Annotated in this window: 21 protein-coding genes and 1 tRNA gene; 16 read left to right on the top strand and 6 right to left on the bottom strand. The window is 62.5% G+C overall.

The window, feature by feature from the left end:
• Positions 1-15: 15 nt before the first annotated feature.
• The 5 genes from metG to D9V28_RS01580 all read left to right on the top strand — a co-directional run bounded on the left by metG (position 16) and on the right by D9V28_RS01580 (position 6318).
• Positions 16-1596, top strand: coding sequence for a methionine--tRNA ligase (metG, locus tag D9V28_RS01560; protein WP_121657961.1), 1581 nt, complete (start codon positions 16-18; stop codon positions 1594-1596).
• A 45-nt stretch (positions 1597-1641) separates the two neighbouring features.
• Entirely contained in the window at positions 1642-2568 is a 927-nt protein-coding gene (locus D9V28_RS01565) for a TatD family hydrolase (RefSeq protein WP_121657962.1), read from the top strand.
• Positions 2565-3431, top strand: a complete 867-nt coding sequence (rsmA, locus tag D9V28_RS01570) for a 16S rRNA (adenine(1518)-N(6)/adenine(1519)-N(6))-dimethyltransferase RsmA (protein ID WP_121657963.1) — start codon at positions 2565-2567, stop codon at positions 3429-3431. The genes D9V28_RS01565 and rsmA overlap by 4 nt, the downstream gene beginning before the upstream one ends.
• Positions 3432-3532: 101 nt before the next feature.
• Positions 3533-4471, top strand: a complete 939-nt coding sequence (locus tag D9V28_RS01575; protein ID WP_121657964.1) for a 4-(cytidine 5'-diphospho)-2-C-methyl-D-erythritol kinase — start codon at positions 3533-3535, stop codon at positions 4469-4471.
• Positions 4472-4503: 32 nt separating this feature from the next.
• Entirely contained in the window at positions 4504-6318 is a 1815-nt protein-coding gene (locus D9V28_RS01580; protein WP_121657965.1) for an ABC-F family ATP-binding cassette domain-containing protein, read from the top strand.
• Positions 6319-6540: 222 nt separating this feature from the next.
• Here the strand turns inward: D9V28_RS01580 and D9V28_RS01585 are convergent, their stop codons facing one another.
• Positions 6541-6744, bottom strand: coding sequence for a cold-shock protein (locus D9V28_RS01585; RefSeq protein ID WP_090712708.1), 204 nt, complete (start codon positions 6742-6744; stop codon positions 6541-6543).
• Positions 6745-7072: 328 nt separating this feature from the next.
• Here D9V28_RS01585 and D9V28_RS01590 point away from each other — a divergent pair, with 328 nt between their 5' ends.
• The 4 genes from D9V28_RS01590 to D9V28_RS01605 all read left to right on the top strand — a co-directional run bounded on the left by D9V28_RS01590 (position 7073) and on the right by D9V28_RS01605 (position 11235).
• Entirely contained in the window at positions 7073-8167 is a 1095-nt protein-coding gene (locus tag D9V28_RS01590) for a fatty acid desaturase family protein (protein ID WP_121657966.1), read from the top strand.
• Between the two features lie 397 nt (positions 8168-8564).
• Positions 8565-9461: a MetQ/NlpA family ABC transporter substrate-binding protein gene (locus D9V28_RS01595; RefSeq protein WP_229727677.1), complete on the top strand. Its 897-nt coding sequence runs from the start codon at positions 8565-8567 to the stop codon at positions 9459-9461.
• A gap of 83 nt (positions 9462-9544) precedes the next feature.
• Positions 9545-10573, top strand: a complete 1029-nt coding sequence (locus D9V28_RS01600) for a methionine ABC transporter ATP-binding protein (RefSeq protein WP_183086393.1) — start codon at positions 9545-9547, stop codon at positions 10571-10573.
• 2 nt (positions 10574-10575) lie between these two features.
• On the top strand, positions 10576-11235 hold the full coding sequence (locus D9V28_RS01605; RefSeq protein ID WP_121657967.1) for a methionine ABC transporter permease: 660 nt from the start codon (positions 10576-10578) through the stop codon (positions 11233-11235).
• Here D9V28_RS01605 and D9V28_RS01610 read toward each other — a convergent pair.
• A complete protein-coding gene (locus D9V28_RS01610; RefSeq protein ID WP_121657968.1) occupies positions 11232-11747 on the bottom strand; it encodes a MarR family winged helix-turn-helix transcriptional regulator in 516 nt (171 codons plus the stop codon). The two genes, D9V28_RS01605 and D9V28_RS01610, sit on opposite strands and share 4 nt — an antisense overlap.
• Before the next feature lie 85 nt (positions 11748-11832).
• On the opposite strand from D9V28_RS01610, the gene D9V28_RS01615 reads away from it, so the two are divergent.
• The 3 genes from D9V28_RS01615 (at position 11833) to D9V28_RS01625 (ending at position 14443) form a co-directional block, all read left to right on the top strand.
• Positions 11833-11904 (top strand) — tRNA-Gln (locus tag D9V28_RS01615).
• A gap of 76 nt (positions 11905-11980) precedes the next feature.
• The gene (glmU, locus tag D9V28_RS01620) at positions 11981-13426 is read left to right on the top strand and encodes a bifunctional UDP-N-acetylglucosamine diphosphorylase/glucosamine-1-phosphate N-acetyltransferase GlmU (RefSeq protein ID WP_121657969.1); all 1446 of its coding nucleotides are present in this window, start codon (positions 11981-11983) and stop codon (positions 13424-13426) included.
• 39 nt (positions 13427-13465) lie between these two features.
• Entirely contained in the window at positions 13466-14443 is a 978-nt protein-coding gene (locus D9V28_RS01625) for a ribose-phosphate diphosphokinase (protein WP_121657970.1), read from the top strand.
• 190 nt (positions 14444-14633) lie between these two features.
• Here the strand turns inward: D9V28_RS01625 and D9V28_RS01630 are convergent, their stop codons facing one another.
• Together D9V28_RS01630 and D9V28_RS01635 are read right to left on the bottom strand one after the other, a co-directional pair.
• On the bottom strand, positions 14634-14888 hold the full coding sequence (locus D9V28_RS01630; RefSeq protein WP_121657971.1) for a hypothetical protein: 255 nt from the start codon (positions 14886-14888) through the stop codon (positions 14634-14636).
• Between the two features lie 66 nt (positions 14889-14954).
• Positions 14955-15782: a CPBP family glutamic-type intramembrane protease gene (locus tag D9V28_RS01635; RefSeq protein ID WP_121657972.1), complete on the bottom strand. Its 828-nt coding sequence runs from the start codon at positions 15780-15782 to the stop codon at positions 14955-14957.
• Between D9V28_RS01635 and D9V28_RS16015 the strand changes: the two genes are divergently transcribed.
• Positions 15781-15948, top strand: a complete 168-nt coding sequence (locus D9V28_RS16015) for a hypothetical protein (RefSeq protein WP_183086394.1) — start codon at positions 15781-15783, stop codon at positions 15946-15948. The two genes, D9V28_RS01635 and D9V28_RS16015, sit on opposite strands and share 2 nt — an antisense overlap.
• Here D9V28_RS16015 and gndA read toward each other — a convergent pair.
• Both gndA and D9V28_RS01645 read right to left on the bottom strand, forming a co-directional pair.
• The gene (gene gndA / locus D9V28_RS01640) at positions 15945-17393 is read right to left on the bottom strand and encodes an NADP-dependent phosphogluconate dehydrogenase (RefSeq protein ID WP_121657973.1); all 1449 of its coding nucleotides are present in this window, start codon (positions 17391-17393) and stop codon (positions 15945-15947) included. The genes D9V28_RS16015 and gndA overlap by 4 nt on opposite strands.
• A gap of 160 nt (positions 17394-17553) precedes the next feature.
• Entirely contained in the window at positions 17554-19290 is a 1737-nt protein-coding gene (locus D9V28_RS01645) for a glycoside hydrolase family 3 protein (protein ID WP_121657974.1), read from the bottom strand.
• 191 nt (positions 19291-19481) lie between these two features.
• Between D9V28_RS01645 and D9V28_RS01650 the strand changes: the two genes are divergently transcribed.
• The 3 genes from D9V28_RS01650 to D9V28_RS01660 are packed head-to-tail and all read left to right on the top strand — an operon-like array spanning position 19482 to position 22539.
• A complete protein-coding gene (locus tag D9V28_RS01650; protein ID WP_121657975.1) occupies positions 19482-20336 on the top strand; it encodes a sugar phosphate isomerase/epimerase family protein in 855 nt (284 codons plus the stop codon).
• Positions 20333-21376 carry a Gfo/Idh/MocA family protein gene (locus tag D9V28_RS01655; RefSeq protein ID WP_121657976.1) on the top strand — a complete coding sequence of 348 codons (1044 nt, stop codon included), beginning with the start codon at positions 20333-20335 and terminating at the stop codon, positions 21374-21376. The genes D9V28_RS01650 and D9V28_RS01655 overlap by 4 nt, the downstream gene beginning before the upstream one ends.
• Positions 21373-22539 carry a Gfo/Idh/MocA family protein gene (locus D9V28_RS01660; protein WP_121657977.1) on the top strand — a complete coding sequence of 389 codons (1167 nt, stop codon included), beginning with the start codon at positions 21373-21375 and terminating at the stop codon, positions 22537-22539. Before D9V28_RS01655 ends, D9V28_RS01660 begins: the two co-directional genes overlap by 4 nt.
• Positions 22540-22606 lie beyond the last annotated feature (67 nt).

Genomic DNA, 22606 nt, shown 5'->3' on the forward strand with positions numbered 1-22606 from the left:
CATAAGATTGACAGTATGGCCAGCGGTAATTCTTTCTACATCACAACGCCCATCTTCTACGTGAACGATGCTCCCCACATCGGGCATGCATACACGGAGGTGGCCGCTGATGTCGTCGCACGCTGGCACCGTCAGTCAGGTGACGACACGTGGTCGCTTACCGGAACTGACGAGCACGGCGAAAAGATCCTGCGCACGGCCACGGCGAACGGAACCACCCCGAAAAAGTGGGCCGACAAGCTCGTCACCGAAGCGTGGAAGCCGCTGCTCGAGACCATCGACATTGCCAACGACGACTTCATTCGCACCACCGACGAGCGGCACGAGTCGAGTGTGCAGTTGTTCCTGCAGCGGCTGTACGACGACGGGTACATCTACTCGGGCGAGTACGAGGCGCTGTACTGCGTCGGTTGTGAAGAGTTCAAGCCACAGTCGGAGATCGTCAACGGCACAGGTCAGTTCGAGGGCCAGAAGGTGTGCGCCATCCACTCGAAGCCCCTCGAACTCCTCAAAGAGAAGAACTACTTCTTCCGAATGAGCGACTTCACCGAACGCCTTCTCGCCCTGTATGAGGAGCGCCCGGACTTCGTGCAGCCGGAATCGGCTCGCAACGAGGTCATCCAGTTCGTACGACAGGGTTTGAGCGACCTGTCCATTTCCCGGTCGAGCTTCGACTGGGGTGTCAAGGTGCCGTGGGACGACAGCCACGTCGTCTACGTGTGGTTTGACGCGCTGCTCAACTACATCACCGCCGTCGGCTACGGCCAGGAGGGCGCCGACTTCGAGCGCCGCTGGCCGGCCACCCACATCGTCGGTAAGGACATTCTTCGTTTCCACGCGGTGATCTGGCCGGCCATGCTCATGGCCGCTGGCCTTGAGGTGCCCAAGCAGGTCTTCGGCCACGGCTGGTTGCTCGTCGGCGGTGAAAAAATGTCGAAATCGAAGCTCACCGGCATCGCGCCGACGGAGATCACCGACACCTTCGGTTCTGACGCTTTCCGCTACTACTTCCTCCGCGCTATCGCCTTCGGCCAGGACGGTTCGTTCAGCTGGGAAGACCTGTCCGCCCGCTACCAGGCGGAACTCGCCAACGGCTTCGGCAACCTCGCATCACGCGTCGTCGCCATGGTCACGAAGTACTTCGACGGAGTCGTTCCGACGCCAGCGGACTACACCGACATCGACATGGCCATCCACACGGTTGTGGCGAAAGCGGCGGAGGACGCCGACCGGGCGATCGACGCGCTGGCCATCCACGACGCACTCGCGTCAATTTGGACCATCGTCGACGAGCTCAACGGCTACATCACAGACTCTGAGCCGTGGGCCCTCGCCAAGGACCCGGCGAACGCCGCACGGCTCGGCACGGTGCTCTACACAGCTGTCGACGGCTTGCGCGCTCTCGCCGTGCTGCTCTCGCCTGTGCTGCCGAAGGCCACCGAGAAGCTCTGGGAGTCGCTCGGTGCAGCCGATGGCCTTGGCGCTCTCGTCGACCAACGCATCCGGGACGCCGGCCAGTTTGGCCAGTTGCCGGCAGGCAGCACGGTCTCCGCACTCCAGGCCCTCTTCCCGCGCATTGAGCCAGCGATCGCCTAAGCGGACGGGAAGGCACTCGGGCTTGACGTGGGGTACCGTCGAGACATGACTGATTCCGCTCACGTACGCGCGCGCGACGCAGGCGACCGTAAGGACATCAGCTTCCCTCCGCTTCCCGAACGCCTCGCCGTTTCGGTATACGACAATCACACCCACCTCGAAATAGCAGACGGCGATGTCGCCCTCGACTATCGCGAGCACCTCGATCGCGCGTCGAGTGTCGGTGTTCGCGGCGTCGTTCAGGTCGGTACAGACGTCGCTACGTCGATCTGGAGTGCGGAAACCGCAGCTGTCGAGCCGCGCATGCTCGCCGCAGTCGCCATCCACCCGAACGAAGCTCCCGTGCTTCACGGCTCCGGCACCCTCGACGACGCTCTGGCCACCATTGCTGAGCTCGCGACGCGACCGCGTGTTCGGGCAATCGGCGAGACCGGTCTCGATTTCTTCCGCACGGGTGAGGATGGCCGCGCAGCCCAGTACGCCGCGTTCGAGGCGCACATCGAAATGGCGAAGGAAAACAACCTCGCCCTGCAGATCCACGACCGCGACGCACACGCCGAAGTGATCGCGACCCTCAAGCGCGTCGGTGCCCCCGAGCGCACAGTTTTCCACTGCTTCTCTGGCGACCGCGAACTGGCCGAGATCTGCACGGAGAACGGTTGGCACATGTCGTTCGCCGGAACGGCGACGTTCAAAAACGCTGCCAACCTGCGCGACGCCCTGGCCGTCGCGCCTCGCAGCCTGCTCCTGATCGAGACGGATGCCCCGTATCTCACACCGATGCCATACCGCGGCCGCCCCAACGCGCCCTATTTGATTCCGCACACGCTCCGCTCGATCGCGGCGACACTCGGAACGGATCCGTCGATGCTGGCAGCACAGATTTCGTCGAACACGGAGTACGTGTACGGCCACTGGGACGACGAGCCCGTCGTCTCCCCGCCAAACCCCTATGAGGATGTACACGTATGACGCTTCTTGGCCCAGCCGAGATCCGCGACCTGGCTGAACTGCTCGACGTTCAGCCGACCAAGAAGCTCGGCCAGAACTTCGTCGTCGACGCGAACACGGTGCGTCGCATCGTCAAGGTTGCGAAGGTAAGCGCGGGGGAGCACGTCGTTGAGGTTGGCCCTGGCCTCGGCTCGCTGACCCTCGGCCTCCTCGAGATCGGCGCGAGCGTCGTCGCCGTCGAGATCGACTCGCGGCTCGCCGACCAGCTGCCGCGCACCGTCGCTCTCCTTCAGCCGGATGCCGACCTCACAGTGGTCAGCGCTGACGCCATGCGTGTCACCGAGTTGCCTGGGGACCCGACCCGCCTCGTCGCGAACCTGCCGTACAACATCTCGGTCCCCGTGCTTCTCCACCTGCTCGAGAACTTCGCGTCCATCAGCGCTGGCGTCGTCATGGTGCAGGCTGAGGTCGGTCACCGCCTCGCGGCGGAACCCGGATCCAAGATCTACGGCAGCCCCAGCGTCAAAGCATCCTGGTACGGTCACTGGCGAACGGCGGGCAACGTGTCGCGCCAGGTGTTCTGGCCGGTTCCCAACGTCGACTCGGTACTCGTCGCTTTCGAGAGAAGAGCGGATGCCATCGGCACGGAAGCAGAGCGACTTACGACGTTCTCGCTCGTTGATGCGGCGTTCCAGCAGCGACGCAAGATGCTGCGTCAGTCGCTGGGGCAGGTACTCGGTGGTTCGCAGGCGGCAACTGGCGCCATGGTGGCCGCTGGCATCGCGCCGACCGCGCGCGGCGAAGAACTGACGGTTCACGACTTCCTGGCCATCGCGCGGAACGTGACCGGAGCGAGAGAAACCCCCGACCCCGCCGGCCACTGAGCAGCACACCGGACGGTGGGCGCCTTCCTCCATCCCCGTCGGCCTCCAGCCCTGAACCGAAACCGCTCCGGACACGGTGCTCAAGGGATTAGGTTGGAGGTATGACGGATCCGGTATCCCCGCACTTCGCCCACGCCAGGGCTCCGGGCAAGATCAATGTCTTTCTCAAGGTGGGCCAGCTGCAGGGTGATGGCTACCACGAACTCGCCACGGCATTCCAGGCCGTATCGCTCTACGAAGACGTGCGCGCCTACCCGGCTGACGACTTTTCAGTGTCGTTCACCGGCAGCATCGACACGACCGGCCTGTCCACCGACGGTTCGAACCTCGCCATCAAAGCGGCCCGGCTTCTGGCCAGGCAGAGCGGGTATCGGGGCGGAGTTCGACTCGAGGTCGAGAAGAACGTTCCGATCGCCGGAGGGATGGGTGGCGGATCGGCAGACGCGGCAGCAACCCTCGTGGCCTGCGATGCGTTGTGGGGAACCGACGCGTCTCGCGAGGAATTGACGGCACTGGCGGCCAAACTCGGGGCGGACGTCCCGTTCGCGCTGTCTGGCGGTACAGCTATCGGCACCGGCCGAGGTGACCAGTTGAGCCCCGCGCTCGCGAAGGGCCGGTTCCACTGGGTGCTCGCCGTCGCCGAGTTCGGGATGTCGACGCCCGAGGTGTACTCCGCGCTCGACCGGCACCGGGAGGAACACGCTCAGGACATTTATCCGGCGTTGATGACACCCGCTGTCGACACCGACGTGCTCCAGGCGCTCCGCGCCGGCGACGCCCGCCAGCTCGCGGAGGCGCTCCACAACGACCTGCAGGCACCGGCACTGCGTCTCGCTCCAGGGCTGCATGAAATTCTCGAACTCGGCGAACAGTCCGGTGCGCTCGCCGGAATCGTCTCAGGCTCGGGCCCGACACTGGCGTTTCTCGTTCCCGACGCTGACAGCGCGCTGGAACTGCAGGTGGCGCTCGGTGCGTCCGGCCTGAACGCCCTGCGCGTCACCGGGCCCGTTCATGGGGCACGGCTCGTTCAGGAGTGGTGAGCACCCGCCCGTCTGGCGCATAGTCTTGAAGAGTGGCCCACCTACTCGGAGCTGAACAGCTTCACCTTGAATATCCGACCCGTGTGATCTTTGACTCCATCACCGCCGGGGTGAACGAAGGCGACAGGATCGGAGTCGTCGGTCGCAACGGCGACGGCAAATCGACGCTCCTGTCCCTCCTCGCGGGGCGACTCGAACCAGACGGCGGCCGCGTAACGCGCCGACGCGGCATCACCGTCGGGGTACTCGACCAGCGCGACGAACAGCCGGACGACCTCACCGTCTCCGCCGCCATCGTCGGAACCACCGAGGAACATGAGTGGGCCGGATCGGCGCGGATCCGCGACGTCATCGCGGGTCTGGTCCAGGACATCCCCTGGCATGCAACGATCGGATCCCTCTCCGGAGGGCAACGCCGTCGTGTCGCCCTCGCTGCGCTCCTCGTCGGTGATTGGGATGTCATCTTCCTGGACGAACCGACGAACCACCTTGACGTTGAAGGTATCGCCTGGCTTGCACGGCACCTGAAGAACCGGTGGGCGGCGAACGCAGGCGGACTCATCGTTGTCACGCACGATCGCTGGTTCCTTGACGAAGTGTGTACGGCGACGTGGGAGGTGCACGACCAGATCATCGAACCGTTCGAGGGCGGCTACGCCGCTTACATCCTCCAGCGGGTCGAGCGGGACCGCATGGCCGCAGCGTCGGAATCCCGTCGGCAGAACCTCATGCGCAAGGAATTGGCCTGGCTGCGCCGCGGTGCCCCCGCACGCACCACAAAGCCCAAGTTCCGGATGGACGCGGCCGCCGAGCTGATCGCCAACGAACCGCCGCCCCGCAACACTGTTGCGCTTGCCCAGCTCGCGACCTCCCGCCTCGGCAAGGACGTCGTGGATCTGATCGACACCGGTGTCGTCTACCCCGACCCGGAATCGGCAACCGGCACCAAGACTGTCCTCAAAGACGTCGAGTGGCGCATCGCTCCCGGTGAGCGCACAGGCATCCTCGGCGTGAACGGCGCAGGCAAATCCACGCTGCTCGGGCTCGTCACCGGCGAGGTCAAACCGACCTCAGGCACGGTGAAGCGCGGGAAGACTGTGCGGATCGCAAGCCTCACACAGCAGCTCAACGAGTTGAAGGAAATTGAGCACGAGCGCGTCTCGACCGTCGTAGGTATGCAGAAAGCGGCATATGTCTCGGGCGACAAGGAGCTCACGCCGGGACAGTTGCTCGAAAAGCTCGGCTTCACCAGCGCCCAGCTCTCCACGCCGGTCAAGGACTTGTCCGGTGGACAGCGCCGTCGGCTCCAGCTCCTGCTGATCCTGCTCGACGAGCCGAATGTTCTCATCCTCGATGAGCCGACAAACGACCTCGACACCGACATGCTCGCCGCCATTGAGGATCTCCTCGACTCGTGGCCGGGCACCCTCCTCGTCGTCTCCCATGACAGGTACCTGCTCGAGCGGGTCACTGACCAGCAGTACGCGGTGCTCAACGGACACCTGCGCCACCTGCCGGGTGGGGTTGACGAGTATCTCGCCCTCCGATCGGGCCAGGGCGCGGCTCCGCTCATTGCGCCGCTCGCGGGAGACGCCCCGCCGACCGCCGGCCACTCGCCAAAACTCGGGGGAGCCGACCTTCGGAACGCGCAGAAGGAGATTGCCTCGATCGAGCGCAAGCTCCAGAAAGCTCGCCAGAAGGTCGTCGACACTCATGAACTGCTGGCGAACGCCGACCAGAGTGACTACGTCGGTCTGGGCGACCTAACGGAGACGGTCAGCAACCTCGAATCGACCATCGTCGACCTGGAGACCCGCTGGCTCGAACTGTCCGAGCTTCTCGAGTAGAGGTTTTCGAACGAGCAGTGCCCCCGATTCGGACCACGCGTCAGAATCGGGGGCATCTCTCGTTTGCGCCGGTCGCGCGCGATCGCGAGGTCTTCGCGCGCGGTTCGTTTGGGCAGAAAAAAACACCGGCCCCTCCGGACGAACCATTTCTGGTTTGTCCGGCGGAGCCGGTGTTCAAAGAATTACGTGGGCGACCCTAGGGCGCCTGCGTAATAGTTTTAGTTACAGCGGGCGGATGTTCTCAGCCTGCAGGCCCTTGGGGCCCGTTGCGGTTTCGAATTCAACCTTCTGGTTCTCTTCGAGCGAGCGGAAGCCGCTGGAAGCGATGGCCGAGAAGTGAGCGAAAACGTCGGCGCTTCCGTCATCGGGAGCGATGAATCCGAAGCCTTTTTCTGCGTTAAACCACTTGACGGTTCCTGTTGCCATGATGATCTCCTTAGGAGTCTTGTGGATGACGACTGTCGTCATCCCAAATGCGGCGTACCTGTCCGCTCCTACAAGAAACGGCGGCTCTTCAGATGAAGGAACCGCCGTAAATCAATCACTGCGTAACACTACTACTGCGATTCCCACCGTAGCCGAGTGCTGAACGGAACGCAACACGGAGTTTCTCCTGACTGTGTATATGCCGAAACTCGCCTTATTTTCCGCTAGCGGCATGAACCCTGTCGTAGGGTCGGAGCATCCCGGGCATACGCCCGTACTTCATATATCACGGCTGGGAAGTCGGGCTCTACATCTTTTTGGAGGTGCCATGACAGCAACTGCAACCCTTGGCCCTATTCGTAAGACATCCGCACGCATCGACGGGTTGGAAAACCCGACGAATACTTTTTCGTCGCTGCTGAAGACGGTCCGCGAAGCGGGACTGCTTCAGCGCCGCCGCGGCTTCTACATGCTGAACCTCGCGGTTCTCACCATCGCCCTCGGTGGCTTGGCAACGGGCTTCGTCCTGCTTGGAGACTCGTGGTTCCAGCTGCTCATTGCGGCTGGCCTCGGCATCATCCTCACCCAGTTCGCCTTCGTTGCCCATGAGGCATCGCACCGTCAGATTTTCGAGTCGGGGCCGGCCAATGACCGCCTCGGGCGCATCCTCGCTGACGCAGTCGTCGGTATCAGCTACGCATGGTGGATGACGAAGCACACGCGTCACCACGCCAACCCGAACACGGTGGGTAAGGACCCCGATATCGAGATCGACACGATTTCGTTCATCGAGGAAGACGCAGCGAAGGCGAAGGGCGTCCTGGCCTTCATCACCCGGCGCCAGGGATACCTCTTCTTCCCTCTCCTCACATTTGAGGGAGTGAACCTGCACTTCCGTTCCATCGTCACCCTATTCACGACCGAGAAGGTCGACAAGCGTTGGCTCGAGCTCACGCTGATCGGGCTCCGCCTCGGAATCTACGTGGCCATCCTCTTCACCTTCCTCCCGCTCGGAATGGCGTTCGCGTTCCTCGGCGTGCAGATGGCTGTCTTCGGTGTCTACATGGGTGCATCATTCGCTCCCAACCACAAGGGCATGCCGCTCATCCAGGAGGGTGCCAAGGTCGACTTCCTCTCCAAGCAGGTCCTGACGAGCCGTAACATCCGCGGATTCGGCATGAGCTACTTCATGGGCGGACTCAACTACCAGATTGAGCACCACCTGTTCCCGAGCATGCCCCGGCCGCATCTCAAGCGTGCTCGTGAGATCGTCGTCGAACACTGCAAGAACCTGGGCATCCCGTACACGGAGACCACACTCGTGCAGTCATACGCGATCGTGATCGACTACCTCAACCGTGTTGGGCTCTCCGCACGCGACCCGTTCGACTGCCCAATGGTCAACCAGTTCCGTCGTCCATAGTTCCAGGCGCTTAGCGATACCCCCGCGAATTCACCACACGGTGTTCGCGGGGGTATTTGTCTGTCCCGGCGCGTTCGGCGATGGGGTGACTGGATGGGGTGACTGCATGACCTGCAGAAATTCACGCAAAGTCGATCTGGCTGTTGCTCGCACCGCTGATCTTTCCCGCAGGCGGGCGTTGAATGCAGGAAATTTCACGACATGATCTTCTGTTGGAGGATCTGTTACGAACGGTGACGCTTCGTGTCGCGTACAGCAGAAAACACAGCTACCGTAGCTCTGTGCCCCGGTGCTGGGAGCACGGATCCCCTTCCTGAAACGCTTCGCGCTGCGAAGCGCTGATTTCCGTGCCCCGCGCCCTCCCGAGTCGGCACGCGAACAGCGAAGAGGAAACACAGTGAAAAAATCATCCCTGAAGAGCGCGATCGCCGCTCTCGCCATCCTGCCGGTCGCCGCATTGCTGGCTGGCTGCGCCGGAAACGCCGGCTCCTCGAGCAGCGAAGACGAGACGGTCAAGATCGGCGTTGTCGGCGCGAGCGACCCGTACTGGGAGACCTACGTTGACGCTGCCGCTGATGAGGGCATCACGGTGGAGCTGGTCGACTTCTCCGACTACAACCAGCCTAACCCGGCTCTCGCTGAGGGAGAGGTTGACCTCAACCAGTTCCAGCACATCATCTACCTGGCCGACTACAACGAGGCAAACGGACAGGACCTCGTTCCTGTCGGTTCGACCGCGATCTATCCGCTCGGGCTGTACTCATCCCAGTACGACTCCGTCGAAGACATTCCTGACGGCGCCAACGTTGCCGTTCCCAACGACCCGAGTAACCTGGCGCGCGCACTCCTGGTGCTGCAGTCCGCCGATCTCATCACCCTGAAGGGTGGCGGAAGCGCGTACTCAACCCTGTCAGAGGTTGACGAGGCAAAATCACGGGTGAAGGTCACCGAACTTGACCCGACCCTGACCGCTACGTCGCTTCCCGACGTGGCCGCGGCCATCATCAACAACGACTTCATCGTCGATTCGGGACTCGAGGCTTCTGATGCCATTGCCCAGGACGACCCCTCCGACCCCAATGCGCTTCCGTACGTCAACATCTTTGCCGCTCGCGCCGAGGATAAGGACAATGAGACCTTCAAGAAGCTCGTTGAGATCTACCAGGACACGAAGGCCGTGACCGACGGTGTCATTGAGCACTCGGGCGGAACAGCAGTCATGCTGACGACTCCGGTGAAGGACCTTGAAGCTTCGCTGAAGACCGTTCAGGAGCAGATCGCCGAACAGGGTTAGGTTCCCCTGTCGCATATCGATCACAGCGACCGGCGCCGGAGCATTTGCTCCGGCGCCTGTTCGCGTCACCGAGAGGAAACACCGTGAGCATCGTCAGCATGACCGATGTCGTCAAGTCTTATCCGCCGTCCGAAAAGGGCGGCGCTCCCGTCGTTGCCATCGACAACGTCAGCGTCGACGTTGAACGGGGGGACGTTTACGGCATCATCGGCTACTCCGGGGCGGGGAAGTCCACACTCGTGCGTCTTGTGAACGGGCTCGAGAAGGCCACATCGGGCAGCATCGTCGTCAACGGCACCGAAATCACCTCGTTGAAGGAACGCTCCATGCGAGCGGTTCGTGGCGACATCGGCATGATCTTTCAACAGTTCAACCTCTTCAACTCGAAGACGGTGGCGAAGAACGTCGCGTACCCGCTCGAGGTCGCCGGTCGGCCGGCAGCAGAGATCGCCGCGCGGGTCGCCGAGATGCTCGCCTTCGTTGGTCTGAGCGACAAGGCGAAGAACTACCCGGACCAGCTCTCCGGTGGGCAAAAGCAGCGGGTCGGAATCGCCCGCGCCCTCGCCACGTCGCCGTCGCTCCTGCTCGCCGATGAAGCGACGAGCGCGCTGGACCCAGAGACCACGAGCGAGGTGCTTGCGCTGCTCGACCGGGTGAACCGCGAACTCGGTGTCACCATCATCCTGATCACCCATGAGATGGATGTGATCCGCAGCCTCGCCACCAAGGTCGCTGTCATGGACGGCGGTCAAATCGTCGAACGTGGCGACGTTTTCGATGTGTTCGCGCACCCGCAGAACGCGGCGTCCGCACGGTTCGTCTCGACGGTTGTTCAGGGTGTTCCATCTCCGGTCGAGGTGCAGACGCTCCGGGCACGCCACGACGGGCGGATCGTCACGTTCTCGTTCCGGGACGGGAGCGACTCGCAAGCGCAGGTCTTCCTCGATCTCGCGGCCGCAGGCATCCGTTTCGAAATTGTTTACGGCGGAATCAATGACATTCGGGGCCGCGCCTTCGGGCACCTCACCCTGGCGCTGCAGGGCGACGACAGTGCAATCACCGCCGCGCTGGCGAAAATCGCTGCCCACTCTGAAGTGACGGAGGCGCACTGACCATGGACAAACTCATCGACCTCTTGCCCCAGCTCGGCGAAGCCGCCTGGGAGACGCTCTACATCGTTGCGGCCAGCCTGCTCTTCGGTGGCGTCGCCGGCCTGTTCATCGGCCTCGGGCTGTACGTCACGCGCGCCGGCTCGATCCTCGAGAACCGCGCGGCCTTCACGACGATCAACATCCTCGTGAACATCTTCCGTCCGATTCCGTTCATCATTTTCATCGCGGCCATCCAGCCGCTCGCCCGCCTAGTGCTCGGAACCGGCATCGGCAACGGTGCGCTCATCTTCGCCATCTCCATCGGGGCGGCGTTCGGCATCAGTCGAATCGTGGAACAGAACCTGCTCACCGTGTCGCCCGGTGTGATTGAGGCGGCCCGTGCCGCAGGAGCAAGTCCGCTCTACATCATTCGCACGGTGCTTCTGCCTGAGGCGCTTGGTCCGCTGATCCTCGGGTACACCTTTGTCTTCATCGTGCTTGTCGACATGACGGCGGTCGGTGGCTACATCGGTGGCGGTGGAATCGGAAACTTCGCCATTCAGTACGGCTACCGGCAGTTCAACCCGGTGGTCACCTGGGCGGCCGTGCTCGTCGTGATCGTGTTTGTTCAGCTCATCCAGTTCTTCGGGAACTCGCTGGCGCGCAAAATCATGCGTCGCTAAAAGTCGGCTGACCCCGCCGCATCGAAGCCGAGGCTCAGCTTGCGCAGAAGTGACGCGAGCCTGTGCTGATCGGCGGGGGAGAGCGACGCGAGGATCTCGGACTCAGCGTCAACGAGCCTCGTGATCGCGGCGTCGACGCGGGTGAGTCCGGTCACGGTCATCACAACGAGGATGCCGCGGCCGTCACCCGGGTCTGCCCTGCGTTCGACCAGGCCGGCTGCGACAAGCCGGTCGATGCGGTTCGTCATGGTTCCGCTCGACACAAGGGTTTGCTGCAACAGCTGCTTGGGACTGAGGGTGTACGGCTTGCCTGCGCGGCGCAGTGCGCTCAGCACATCGAATTCCCACGATTCGAGCTTTGACCGGGTGAACGCCGTTTTGCGTGCGCGGTCAAGGTGCCGAGTGAGTCGGCCCACCCGTGACAGCACTTGCAACGGGGCGAAGTTGAGGTCTGGGCGCTCCCGTTCCCACGCGTCGACGATCCGGTCGACTTCGTCACTCTTTTCGGGCATTTCCTTATTATCCCGTCTGGGAGCGGACTGCCCGGCAGCCTTTATCTGGCAGACTTGACTCTTGCGTAGGCTTCGGCGTGCGCGGTCCGCCTTAGTGTAATGGCAGCACGGCAACCTTTGGAGTTGTTCGGTCCAGGTTCGAGTCCTGGAGGCGGAGCGGAACGGACGGCGTCGAGCCGGCGTGACAACACGAAGCACTTCGAGCCGAGCTCGACTCAATCTCCGGGGGAACCGTGGCAGACACCAAACTTGCGATTGTCGTTCTGGCTGCAGGCCAGGGCACACGAATGAAGTCCGCGACGCCGAAGCTTCTCCACCCGCTCGCCGGGGTTCCGATGGTCGGCCACGTCCTGGCCACGGCGCGTGCGCTCGACGCCCAGCATGTCGTCGCCGTTGTGCGGCACGAACGCGACAGGCTCGTCGAGGTCATCTCGGCCGAGCTTCCCGAGAGCATCATCGTGGACCAGGACGAGATCCCGGGCACAGGCCGCGCAGTCGAGCAGGCCGTTGCTGCGATCCCAGACGGGTTTGACGGCGACGTGCTCGTCATCAACGGAGACGTCCCGCTCCTCGACGCTGACACCCTGGCCACGCTCGTCGCCCGCCACCGCGCCGACGGTGCTGCGGCCACCCTGTTGTCGGCCATCCTCGACGACGCCACAGGTTACGGCCGGGTCATCCGCACAGCCAACGGCACAGTCGACTACATAGTCGAGCAGAAGGACGCCTCAGATGCCGAACGCGCCGTGGCCGAGATCAACGCAGGCGTCTACCTCTTCGCCCTCGGTTCGCTGCGCCAGCAGCTGGCCAGGCTGACGACCAACAACGCCCAGGGTGAGAAATATTTGACGGATGTTGTCGGTCTGCTTCGCGCGGACGGCCTCGACGTTTCGGCGCTCCCGGTTTCTGAGCCCTGGCTTGTCGAAGGCGTCAACGATCGCGCCCAGCTCAGCGCACAGGCGTCGCGCCTGAACAGCATGATCATCAGGGGCTGGCAGATGGCCGGCGTCACGGTGCAGGACCCGTCGTCGACGTGGATCGACGTGAAGGCCACCCTCGCACCCGACGTGACCGTCAAGCCAGGCACTCAGATCCTCGGTGCCACAGCGATCGCCACCGGTGCCGTCGTCGGGCCGGACACCACCCTTGTCGACTGCGAGATCGGTGAGAATGCCGAAGTGAAGCGCACAGACGCAACGCTCGCAGTGATCGGTGCCGGAGCATCCGTTGGCCCGTTCTCATACCTCCGCCCCGGAACTATGCTCGGCGCCGACGGCAAAATTGGCACATTCGTCGAAACGAAGAACGCAAAAATCGGCGCCGGGAGCAAGGTGCCGCACCTCTCCTATGTCGGCGATGCGGAAATCGGCGAGGGCTCGAACATTGGTGCCGGCAGCATCTTCGCGAACTACGACGGCGTGAAAAAGCACTCATCGGTCGTTGGTTCACACGTTCGCACCGGCTCGCACGGCGTCTTCGTCGCGCCGGTTAGAATTGGTGACGGCGTGTACACCGGCGCCGGGACCGTTGTTCGTAAGGACATTCCTGCCGGGGCACTCGCCATCAGCGTCGCTCCGCAACGCAACATGCCGGGCTGGGTTGAAAAGAACCGACCCGGATCCGCGGCAGCCGAAGCGGCAGCGGCAGCGCAGACCACCAACCCCCACCAAGAAAACTAAGCAGTACAACGCCGGTTCGGCCGGCAGGAAGCGGGCCATGTGTCTGGCATCAAAATGAGCGGAGAAAAGCGACTCGTTCTCGTATCGGGTCGTGCTCATCCACAACTGGCCATCGACATTGCTGCTGAACTGGGGTCTGAGCTCGTCCCCACCGACGCGCGCACCTTCGCGAACGGTGAGCTGTACGCGCGCTTTGACGAGAGCGTTCGTGGGTCGGATGCCTTCGTCATTCAGTCGCACACGGCTCCGATCAATGAGTGGCTGATGGAGCAGCTGATCATGGTTGACGCGCTCAAGCGTGCGTCCGCCAAACGCATCACGGTTGTTGCTCCGTTCTACCCGTACGCCCGCCAAGACAAGAAGGGCCGCGGGCGCGAGCCCATCTCGGCCCGACTGGTTGCCGACCTGTTCAAGGTCGCCGGCGCAGACCGCATCATGTCGGTCGACCTGCACGCCGCGCAGATCCAGGGCTTCTTCGACGGCCCAGTCGATCACCTCTTCGCCATGCCTGTGCTGCTGGGCCACTTCCGGGAGAAGCTGGATCCCGAAACGCTCACCGTGGTTTCTCCCGACATGGGACGTGTCCGCGTGGCCGACATCTGGAGCGACAAGCTCGGTGTTCCGCTTGCGATCATTCACAAGCGCCGCGACCCGCTGGTTCCGAACCAGGTTTCAGTGCACGAGATTGTTGGCCAGGTTGAAGGACGCGTTTGCCTCCTGGTCGACGACCTCATCGACACGGGGCGCACCATTGTCCGCGCCGCAGAGGCACTCAAAGCCGCGGGTGCGATCGGTGTTGTCGTCGCGGCGACTCACGCCGTCTTCAGCGACCCGGCCACCGAGATCCTGCAGAGCGACTTCATCGACTCGGTTGTCGTCACGGACACGCTGCCGATCCCCGAGGAGAAGCGCTTCGAGCGCCTCACTGTTCTGCCGATCGCCCCGCTGCTGGCCCGTGCCATCCACGAGGTCTTCGAAGACGGCTCCGTCACGAGCATGTTTGACGGCGCAGCCTAAGTCTCACGCCGTTGAGGGAGGACGGGATATCCCGATTATCCCGTCCTCCAAGACCCTCAGGTACAGCCCGACGTCCGGGTGCTCTCAATAGCACCTAAGCGAGCCCACTCGGGGAGGGCCTTCGAGTGCAATTCTAGGTACTTTTAGCGCGCCTGAACAGGGGTGGGCGCGCATTCACGCTGCCGTGCGCTCAGCCCGAATAGCCGTCGTTGTCCGACGCGGCAATGCGCCGTGCCTGGTCGAGCAGGTCGTCCTCCGAAATCGCAATTCCCGCGTCGGCGAATCGCTGCCGAAGAGCGTCAAGCACCTCCGCCTCGTCGTGGCCGGCGAGGTCTGCCTCCTCCTGAACGAGGATTCCGGCAACCTTGTCATCGAGTGGTTGCGGGTGCTGGTCCTGCACCGGTGCTGTGGTGTCCCTTGCTGTTGTGCTGTCGGCGTCCGACATATGCCCTCCTCAAATCGTTTCATCCATTCTGAACGCCGCGGCAATCCGCGCGACAGGACAACGAGCCTAGTAGAGGAATATTGTCAGCCACTCCGGGTTGTGCGCGTGCAGCAAAACCAGGAAGAGAATGAAATCGAAGAGCAGGTGCACGCTCACGATGTAACTCAGCGACTTGGTCTGGCGGAAGATCCAGCCCTGGAGCAAAGCGAACGGGTAAATGAGGAACGGGCCCCAAGAGTGGAAGCCGAGTTCCCAGAGGAATGATGTGAACAGCACGGCTTGCAGCAGGTTCGCCTGCAAGTCGGGGAGGTGACGGCGAAGCAACGTGAACGTCGTGCAGATGAAGAACAACTCGTCCCAGATGCCGAGAACGTTCGTGCCGAGGAACAGGCGTGCAATGCTCGCGGGGTCGGATGCTGCTGGCCAGTTCTCGTAAACACCCGTCGGAATCATGTACACAGGCAGAAGGAACCAACCGAGGATGACGACGGCGATCAGGTAGCCGAATTCAAAGCGCGTCCAGCGCTTGCCCGTCCAGACCGGGAATCGGATGGCGTGGTCCCGATAAACGAAGCGGGACACCAGATAGGGGATCAGCACCGCAGCTGCCAGGGCAGCGCCCATGAGGAGCATGTGGCCCCACTCGATGTCCGTGTTGATCGGCACCAGGCTCAGAGCGACCAAGCCGATGGCGATGAGGAGAAGGTCGCGGGCGAACGCGCGGTCGATGACCACAGCGGCAAGAAGAGTCGCCGCGAGAACGAGGTAACCGGCTGGGCGAGCCTCCAGTCCGAAGAGCAGGAAACCGGACAGCGCCAGGAGGACCCCTGGGAGCAAATTCCAGCTCGTCGTTGGCCGCGGCGGCGCCGTTGTGAGCGATGTGGTGTGAGTCATGACGTCGGAATCCTCGCTGGTCCTGGCTGTGATCTCCGAGATTACAGGGCTTTCGGTGGCGGGTATCGCGCTTCGCGCCTGGTTCGGCTGGTCATACCACCAACGGGCTTCCCGCGAGGTGCGGGAAGCCCGTCGGCCGGTGCGTCTTCGACGCGACGGTGTTTAGTGTGTGTCGGTTGCTTCGATTTCGGAACGGTCGCCCGACCACAGGGTGTGGAAGGTTCCCTCCGCGTCAACACGGCGGTAGGTGTGTGCGCCGAAGAAGTCACGCTGCCCCTGGACGAGCGCGGCCGGAAGACGGTCGGCACGGAGGCCGTCGTAGTACGAGAGCGATGAGGAGAACGCGGGCGACGGGATACCAGCCTGTGCGGCTGCGACGACGACGCGGCGCCAGGCGTCCTGAGTCTGTGACACGGCGTCGGTGAAGTATGGCGCCGTCACGAGTGCGACCAGTCCGGGGTTCTCGTCGTACGCCTCGGTAATACGGTTCAGGAACTGAGCCCGAATGATGCAGCCACCACGCCAGATTTTCGCGATGTCGCCCTTCTTGATGTCCCAGTCGTACTGCTCCGCACCGGCGACGATCTCGTCAAAGCCCTGGCTGTACGCGATGATCTTCGATGCATACAGCGCCTGGCGCACGTCCTCGACGAAAGCGTCTGCGTCGTCGACGGTCCATTTCGACGTCGGGCCAGGAAGGCTTGACGCCGCCGCGCGCTGCGCGGGCTTCGAGGAGAGCGAACGGGCGAATACGGCTTCGGCAATCCCCGAAACCGGGATGCCAAGATCAAGAGCCGTTTGTACTGTCCACGCGCCGGTGCCCTTCGCGCCGGCTTGGTCGACGATGACGTCGACGAGCGGCTGGCCGGTCTTTGCGTCAACCTGGCGGAGTACCTCCGCGGTGATCTCGATGAGGTAGCTTTCGAGCTCACCCTTGTTCCACTCGGTGAAGATGTCGGCTATCTCTGCTGGCGATTTGCCCGTTCCGCGGCGGATGAGGTCGTACGCCTCTGCAATGAGCTGCATGTCGGCGTATTCGATGCCGTTGTGAATCATCTTGACGAAGTGACCGGCGCCGTCGGTGCCAACGTGAGTAACGCAGGGCTCGTCTTCGGCGACCGCCGCGATCGTTTTGAGGATCGGGCCGAGGGTCGCCCACGCTTCAGCGGAGCCACCGGGCATGATGCTCGGGCCCTTCAGCGCGCCTTCTTCTCCACCGGAGATACCCGCGCCGACGAAGTTGATGCCGGTCTCGCGAACCGCCTTTTCGCGACGAATGGTGTCTGTGAACAGTGCATTTCCGCCGTCGACGATGATGTCACCCGGCTCGAACACGGTGGTGAGCTGGTTGATGACAGCGTCGGTGCCAGCACCCGCCTTCACCATAATGATCGCGGTCCGGGGCTTGGTCAGGGAAGCTGCGAACTCCTCGATGGTCTCGGAAGCGACGAAGCCCGCCTCGGGGAACTCACTGACAACAGTCCGAGTCTTATCGGCGGAGCGGTTGTAAATGGCAACCGTGTTGCCTTCGCGGCTGGCGAGGTTCCGAGCGAGGTTCGATCCCATCACCGCCATCCCGATCACGCCGATGTTTGCCTGTGCCTGGGCCATGTAGGTCTCCTCTAAATGTCATGCAGTGGTTCGGGAAGAAAGCTGAGGGAAATGGTGTCGCCGTTGCGAAGAGAATCGCTGAAGCAGGCAAAGCTGCCGCCTCAGGTCAACGCTAGCAAAGACCGAATGTCGGGTCGGTGAGATGACGGGCGCGTGCGGGTCAGAGACGAGTGCCGAAAGTGTCGCACCAGACGTTCTCATTGAACGTCCCGGTGAATTCGGATTCGCCGGTGATTTTGGCGACGGTCGCTGCGATGGCCTCCAGGCTGGGCGCATAGGAGTGAATGACCGTCTTCACCATGGGAACGTCGATGAGGTGGTTCGGCTGGGCGAGGGAGACGAATACGGTTGGGATCTCGGTGACGTACCACGGGATCTCGGCAGCCATCGGCGTTGACCAGTGGATGCGGACGGTGGCCTCCTGGGCGAAGCCGGTGACGTTCGCGAAGATGATCGCGGCGTCATATTTCTCGGCGTATTGCTCGTTGGCTTCATCGGCCATCACTGTGTGGAAGTACACGCCTTCTTCTCCGTCTGCCTTGCGCTGGAGTGCATCGCGGAACACGTGGACTTCGAAACCGGCGTTCTCCAGTTCCTGCCTGGCAATGTCGACGAAGCCGCTGGGGTCAGTACCGGTGAAGTCGGCCTGTCCGCTGATGCCGTACAAGCGAATGCGCTTATGGGTCTGAGGAGAGAGCGGGAGATTGTTCTGCGTGTCTTTGATCAGAGTGACATTCTTGTCGGCGACAGACGCGGCTATCGCGCGGTGTTTGTCGCTGCCGATGACCTGAAGGGCCTCGCGCCCCGGCACGAGTTTGTTTCGAGCAACCTTGTGCAACCCGATCGACGCTTTGAGTCCAAGGATGCGTAAAAGGGCGTCCTGGAGTCGAGTCTCAGTGATAACGCCGGAACGGTAGCCCTCCAGCATGTATCGGAAGTCCTCATCGGCGTTGCGGAAGAACAGGAACATGTCACATCCGGCGGCGATCGCGGCAGGGACGAGGTCCCTGCGCTTCATCGCCTGCGTCATGCCGATCATGGCTGACGCGTCGGTGAGGATGAGTCCGTTGAATCCGAGCTCACTCCGCAAAAGGTCCTGCAGGAGTTCGGGTGCAAGCGTGGCAGGCAAAATGTCGGCGTCCGCGATGCCCGGACGAAAGTGACGAGACAACTCCGGAGCGCCGATGTGACCGACCATGATCGACTGCACGCCGTGGTCGATCAGTTCACGGTAGACCCGGCCGAAGGTAGCGCTCCATTCGTCATACCCGAGGGTGTTGTATGTGGTGACGACGTGCTGGTCTCTTTCATCCATGCCGTCACCGGGGAAGTGCTTCATGGCTGCGGCGGAACCCGACTCGCTGAGGCCGTCGAAATAGGCCTTGGCCCGCTCGATCACGACATCCGCGGTGTTGCCGAACGAACGGGTGCCGATGACCGTGTTTCGCCAGTTGTAGTGGATGTCAACAATCGGTGCGAAAGCCCAGTTGCAGCCGAGTGCTGCCGTCTCGCGTCCGCCAACGTAGCCCAGGTCTCGAGCGATCGAGGCGTCCGAATAACTGCCTGCTCCGAGATGTGTTGTGACGAGGGTCCCGTCGTTGATGCTTCCGGCCCCACCCATTTCGGGGTTCGACGCCACGAGTAATGGAACCTTTGACCGGGACTGGGCGTACCGAATGTGGTCCTGGACGGTGCCGGACGCCGCACCCATGTATCGCATTCCGCCGACGTGGAAGTTGTCGATGACGTGGTCGAGATACGCCGGTTCGAACGACGTATTGAGGTTGATGAAGAGCTGGCCAATCTTCTCTTCGAGGGAGAGGGATGCCAGCGTGTCTTCGACCCATGCAACGCCGTCAGCGTCCAGATGGAACGGATGGGCTGTCAGATCAACCATGGGACGTCCTTGTGCTCGGGGAAAATCGGCGCGACTCATGAATGATCGCTTTATCTATGAGACACCGGAATCGCCGTTTTTGTCAACCGGTTGCCAAAAAGCTCGGAAGCCGCATAGAGTGGCCGTATGCCCGCGGATTCGGTTCCGCAGGGTTCCCAACGATGCGAACGCAGTAAGGCGGCACTGAAGCAATGACGACCGGAACAGACCCAGTCACCTGGACCCTCTCGGGCTTCGGAGACGAAATCGATACAGATCCCCGCGTCCAGGTCGCAGTCCTCAAGGCATTGGGAAGTGAACATATCGAGGTTCGCAGCGCCTGGGGGACCAACGTTGTGGACCTCGACGAAGATCAGTTGGCGAGCCTGGCCACGCTTCTGAGGAACGAGGGAATGAAGGCGTCTGCGATCGCCTCACCCATCGGCAAGGTCGATGTGACCCTCGACGCTGATCTGGAAGTCGACAGGCTTCGCCGCGTCATTCGTGTTGCGCATGCACTCGAAACCCCAAACATCCGGATCTTCTCGTTCTTCCGAGCCGATGGCGTTCCTGTCGAAGACATCCGTGATGGTGTGATGACACGGTTGCGCCTCCTGGCCGATGAGGCGGAACGTGAAGGCGTCGTTCTCCTTCACGAGAATGAGAAGGACATCTACGGTGACACGCCTGAGCGTGTACTCGACCTCGTCGAGTCGGTGGGGTCAAGCGCACTTCGACTCGCCTGGGATAGCGCCAACTTCGTTCAGGTCGGTGTGACAAACCCGCACGACGCTGGCTACGCCATGCTCCGCCCTTACCTCGACTACCTGCAGGTGAAGGACGCAGACGCGGCCAGTGGCTCTGTTGTGCCTGCCGGTCAGGGCGACGGCCAGGTGCTCGAGACCGTTACGGCGCTTCGTGACGACGGCTACACGGGTTTCGCGTCGCTCGAGCCGCATCTCGACGAGGCACACACCCTTGGAGGGTTCTCGGGCCCCGCCGCGTTCGGCCAGGCCGCGCGTGCATTTGACGGGCTGCTTCGCAGCATCGGTGTTGCCACCAAATGAGCGAGGGCATTCGCGCCGCGGTGATTGGCTGTGGCGATATCTCCGCCCTGCATCTCGCGGCAATCTCGAGCCACGAGAATGCGTCGCTCGTCGCACTCAGCGACATAGACCCGGGCCGACTGGCCGTCGCTGCAGACGTGCACGGGGTCCCGGGTTTCGCTGACCATCTCCAGCTGCTCGACGAGATCCGGCCCGACGTCGTTCACATCTGCACGCCGCACAACACGCACGCCGCACTCGCGATTGACGCCCTCGACCGAGGCATCTCTGTCGTCCTGGAAAAACCTGTCGCGCACACCCGGGATGAGGCAACCAGGTTGATGGAGGCGGCATCGCGGAGCAGCGCCAGGATCGCCGTGTGCTTTCAGAATCGTTACAACGCTCCCGTGCAGGCCGCGTTCGAAATATTGTCGTCCGGCGCTGCAGGCCAAGTGACCGGAGCCGCCGCAACCGTGATTTGGCACCGGTCGCCCGAGTACTACCAGGACCGCCCCTGGCGCGGTCGCTGGTCGACCGGCGGGGGAGGGCTGCTCATGAACCAGGCCATCCACACCCTCGACCTCGTGCAGTGGCTGGTCGGGCCGGTGGTGAAAGTGCGTGGCAGTGCGAGCACCCGCCTGCTCGATGACGTGATCGAAGTCGAGGACACAGCGGAGATGGTTCTGACGCACGAGAGTGGTGCTCGATCCGTGTTCTACACAACACTCGCGCACGTCGCCAACGCTCCGGTGTCGTTGGAGATCGTGGCGGAGAAGGCGACACTGAGTCTTCGCGGGGACCTGACGATCGCGTGGGCCGACGGGCGACGGGAAACAGTGAGCGAGCGGGCCCTTCCGACCGGTGAACGCGCTTACTGGGGTGTGTCGCACGAGCTATTGATCGCGGACTTCTACGCGCATCTCGACGATGGCGGGGCGTTCTGGATCGACCCGGAAGAAGCTCGCAAATCGCTCGACATCATTCAGGACGTTTACGACCAGTCTTACCCGGAACGAGCCGGGCGGACAGAGACAACAACAGAACGGAAAACCCTCACATGACGAACAAAGTTCGACTTGGCATCATCGGCCTGGGCACCCAGGGTTCGATGTACGCAAAGTTCATTTCAGATGGACTGGTTCCAAACATGGTGGTTACGGCCATCGCAGATACAGACCCCGCGAAAGCGGATGTGGTCCGGGAGACCTACCCTGACGCCAACTTCTACGAGGACTACATCGCGCTCCTCGAGAGCGGTGATGTCGACGCTGTCGTCACAACCGTGCCTCACTTCCTTCACCCCCAGATGGGTATCGACGCACTGTCGCGCGGTATTCACGCGCTGGTCGAGAAGCCGGCCGGTGTGTACACGAAACAGGTTAACGAGCTCCTCGCTTTCGCCGAGACCGTCCCGGAGCTCAGTTTTGGCATCATGTTCAACCAGCGCAACAACCCGCTCTACCGCCGCCTGAAGGAGATCGTTGACGCCGGCGAGATTGGCGACATTCGTCGTACCAACTGGATCATCACGACCTGGTGGCGCCCGCAGGGCTATTACGACCAGAGCGAATGGCGCGCCACCTGGGGCGGCGAAGGCGGCGGTGTCCTGGTCAACCAGGCGCCCCACCAGCTTGACCTCTGGCAGTGGATCTGTGGCGTACCCGAGAAAGTGTTCTCGAAGGTGGCATACGGGTTCCGACGGGACATCGCGGTGGAGGATGAGGTCACGGCCGTCGTCGACTACGGCAACGGCGCAACCGGGGTCTTCGTTACGGCGACGCACGACCTCGCGGGCACCGACCGGTTCGAGATTCTCGGTGACTCGGGCAAAATCGTGGTTGAAAACAGCAAGACCGCAACCGTGACGCGACTGAAGAAGCCTGAGCGAGAGCTCTCCGAGACGATGAGCATGCAGGAAGTCGGCAAGCTTTTCATGGGCCAGCTCGATCCCACCGAGTTCTACAGCACCGAGACCATTGAGTTTGAGTCAGTGTGGGGCGACCAGCACTCCGGCGTGCTCGAGAATTTTGCGGCGAACATTCTGGACGGCACCCCGCTGCTCGCACCCGGCTCCGACGGCATCAAGGGTGTGCGCCTTGCGAACGCTATTCACCTCTCCAGCTGGACAGGCAAAGAAGTATCGCTGGACTTTGATGAGAGCGAATACCTGGTTGAGCTCAACAAGCGCATCACGGATGAGGGTAAGTTCCCCGTTCGCAACTGACGCTGGCACGTATCTGAAAATGCCGCCCGTCTCCTGTGGGAAACGGGCGGCGTTTTCGGGATGGGCT

This window comes from Mycetocola zhadangensis, assembly GCF_003668565.1.
Lineage (GTDB): Bacteria > Actinomycetota > Actinomycetes > Actinomycetales > Microbacteriaceae > Mycetocola_A > Mycetocola_A zhadangensis.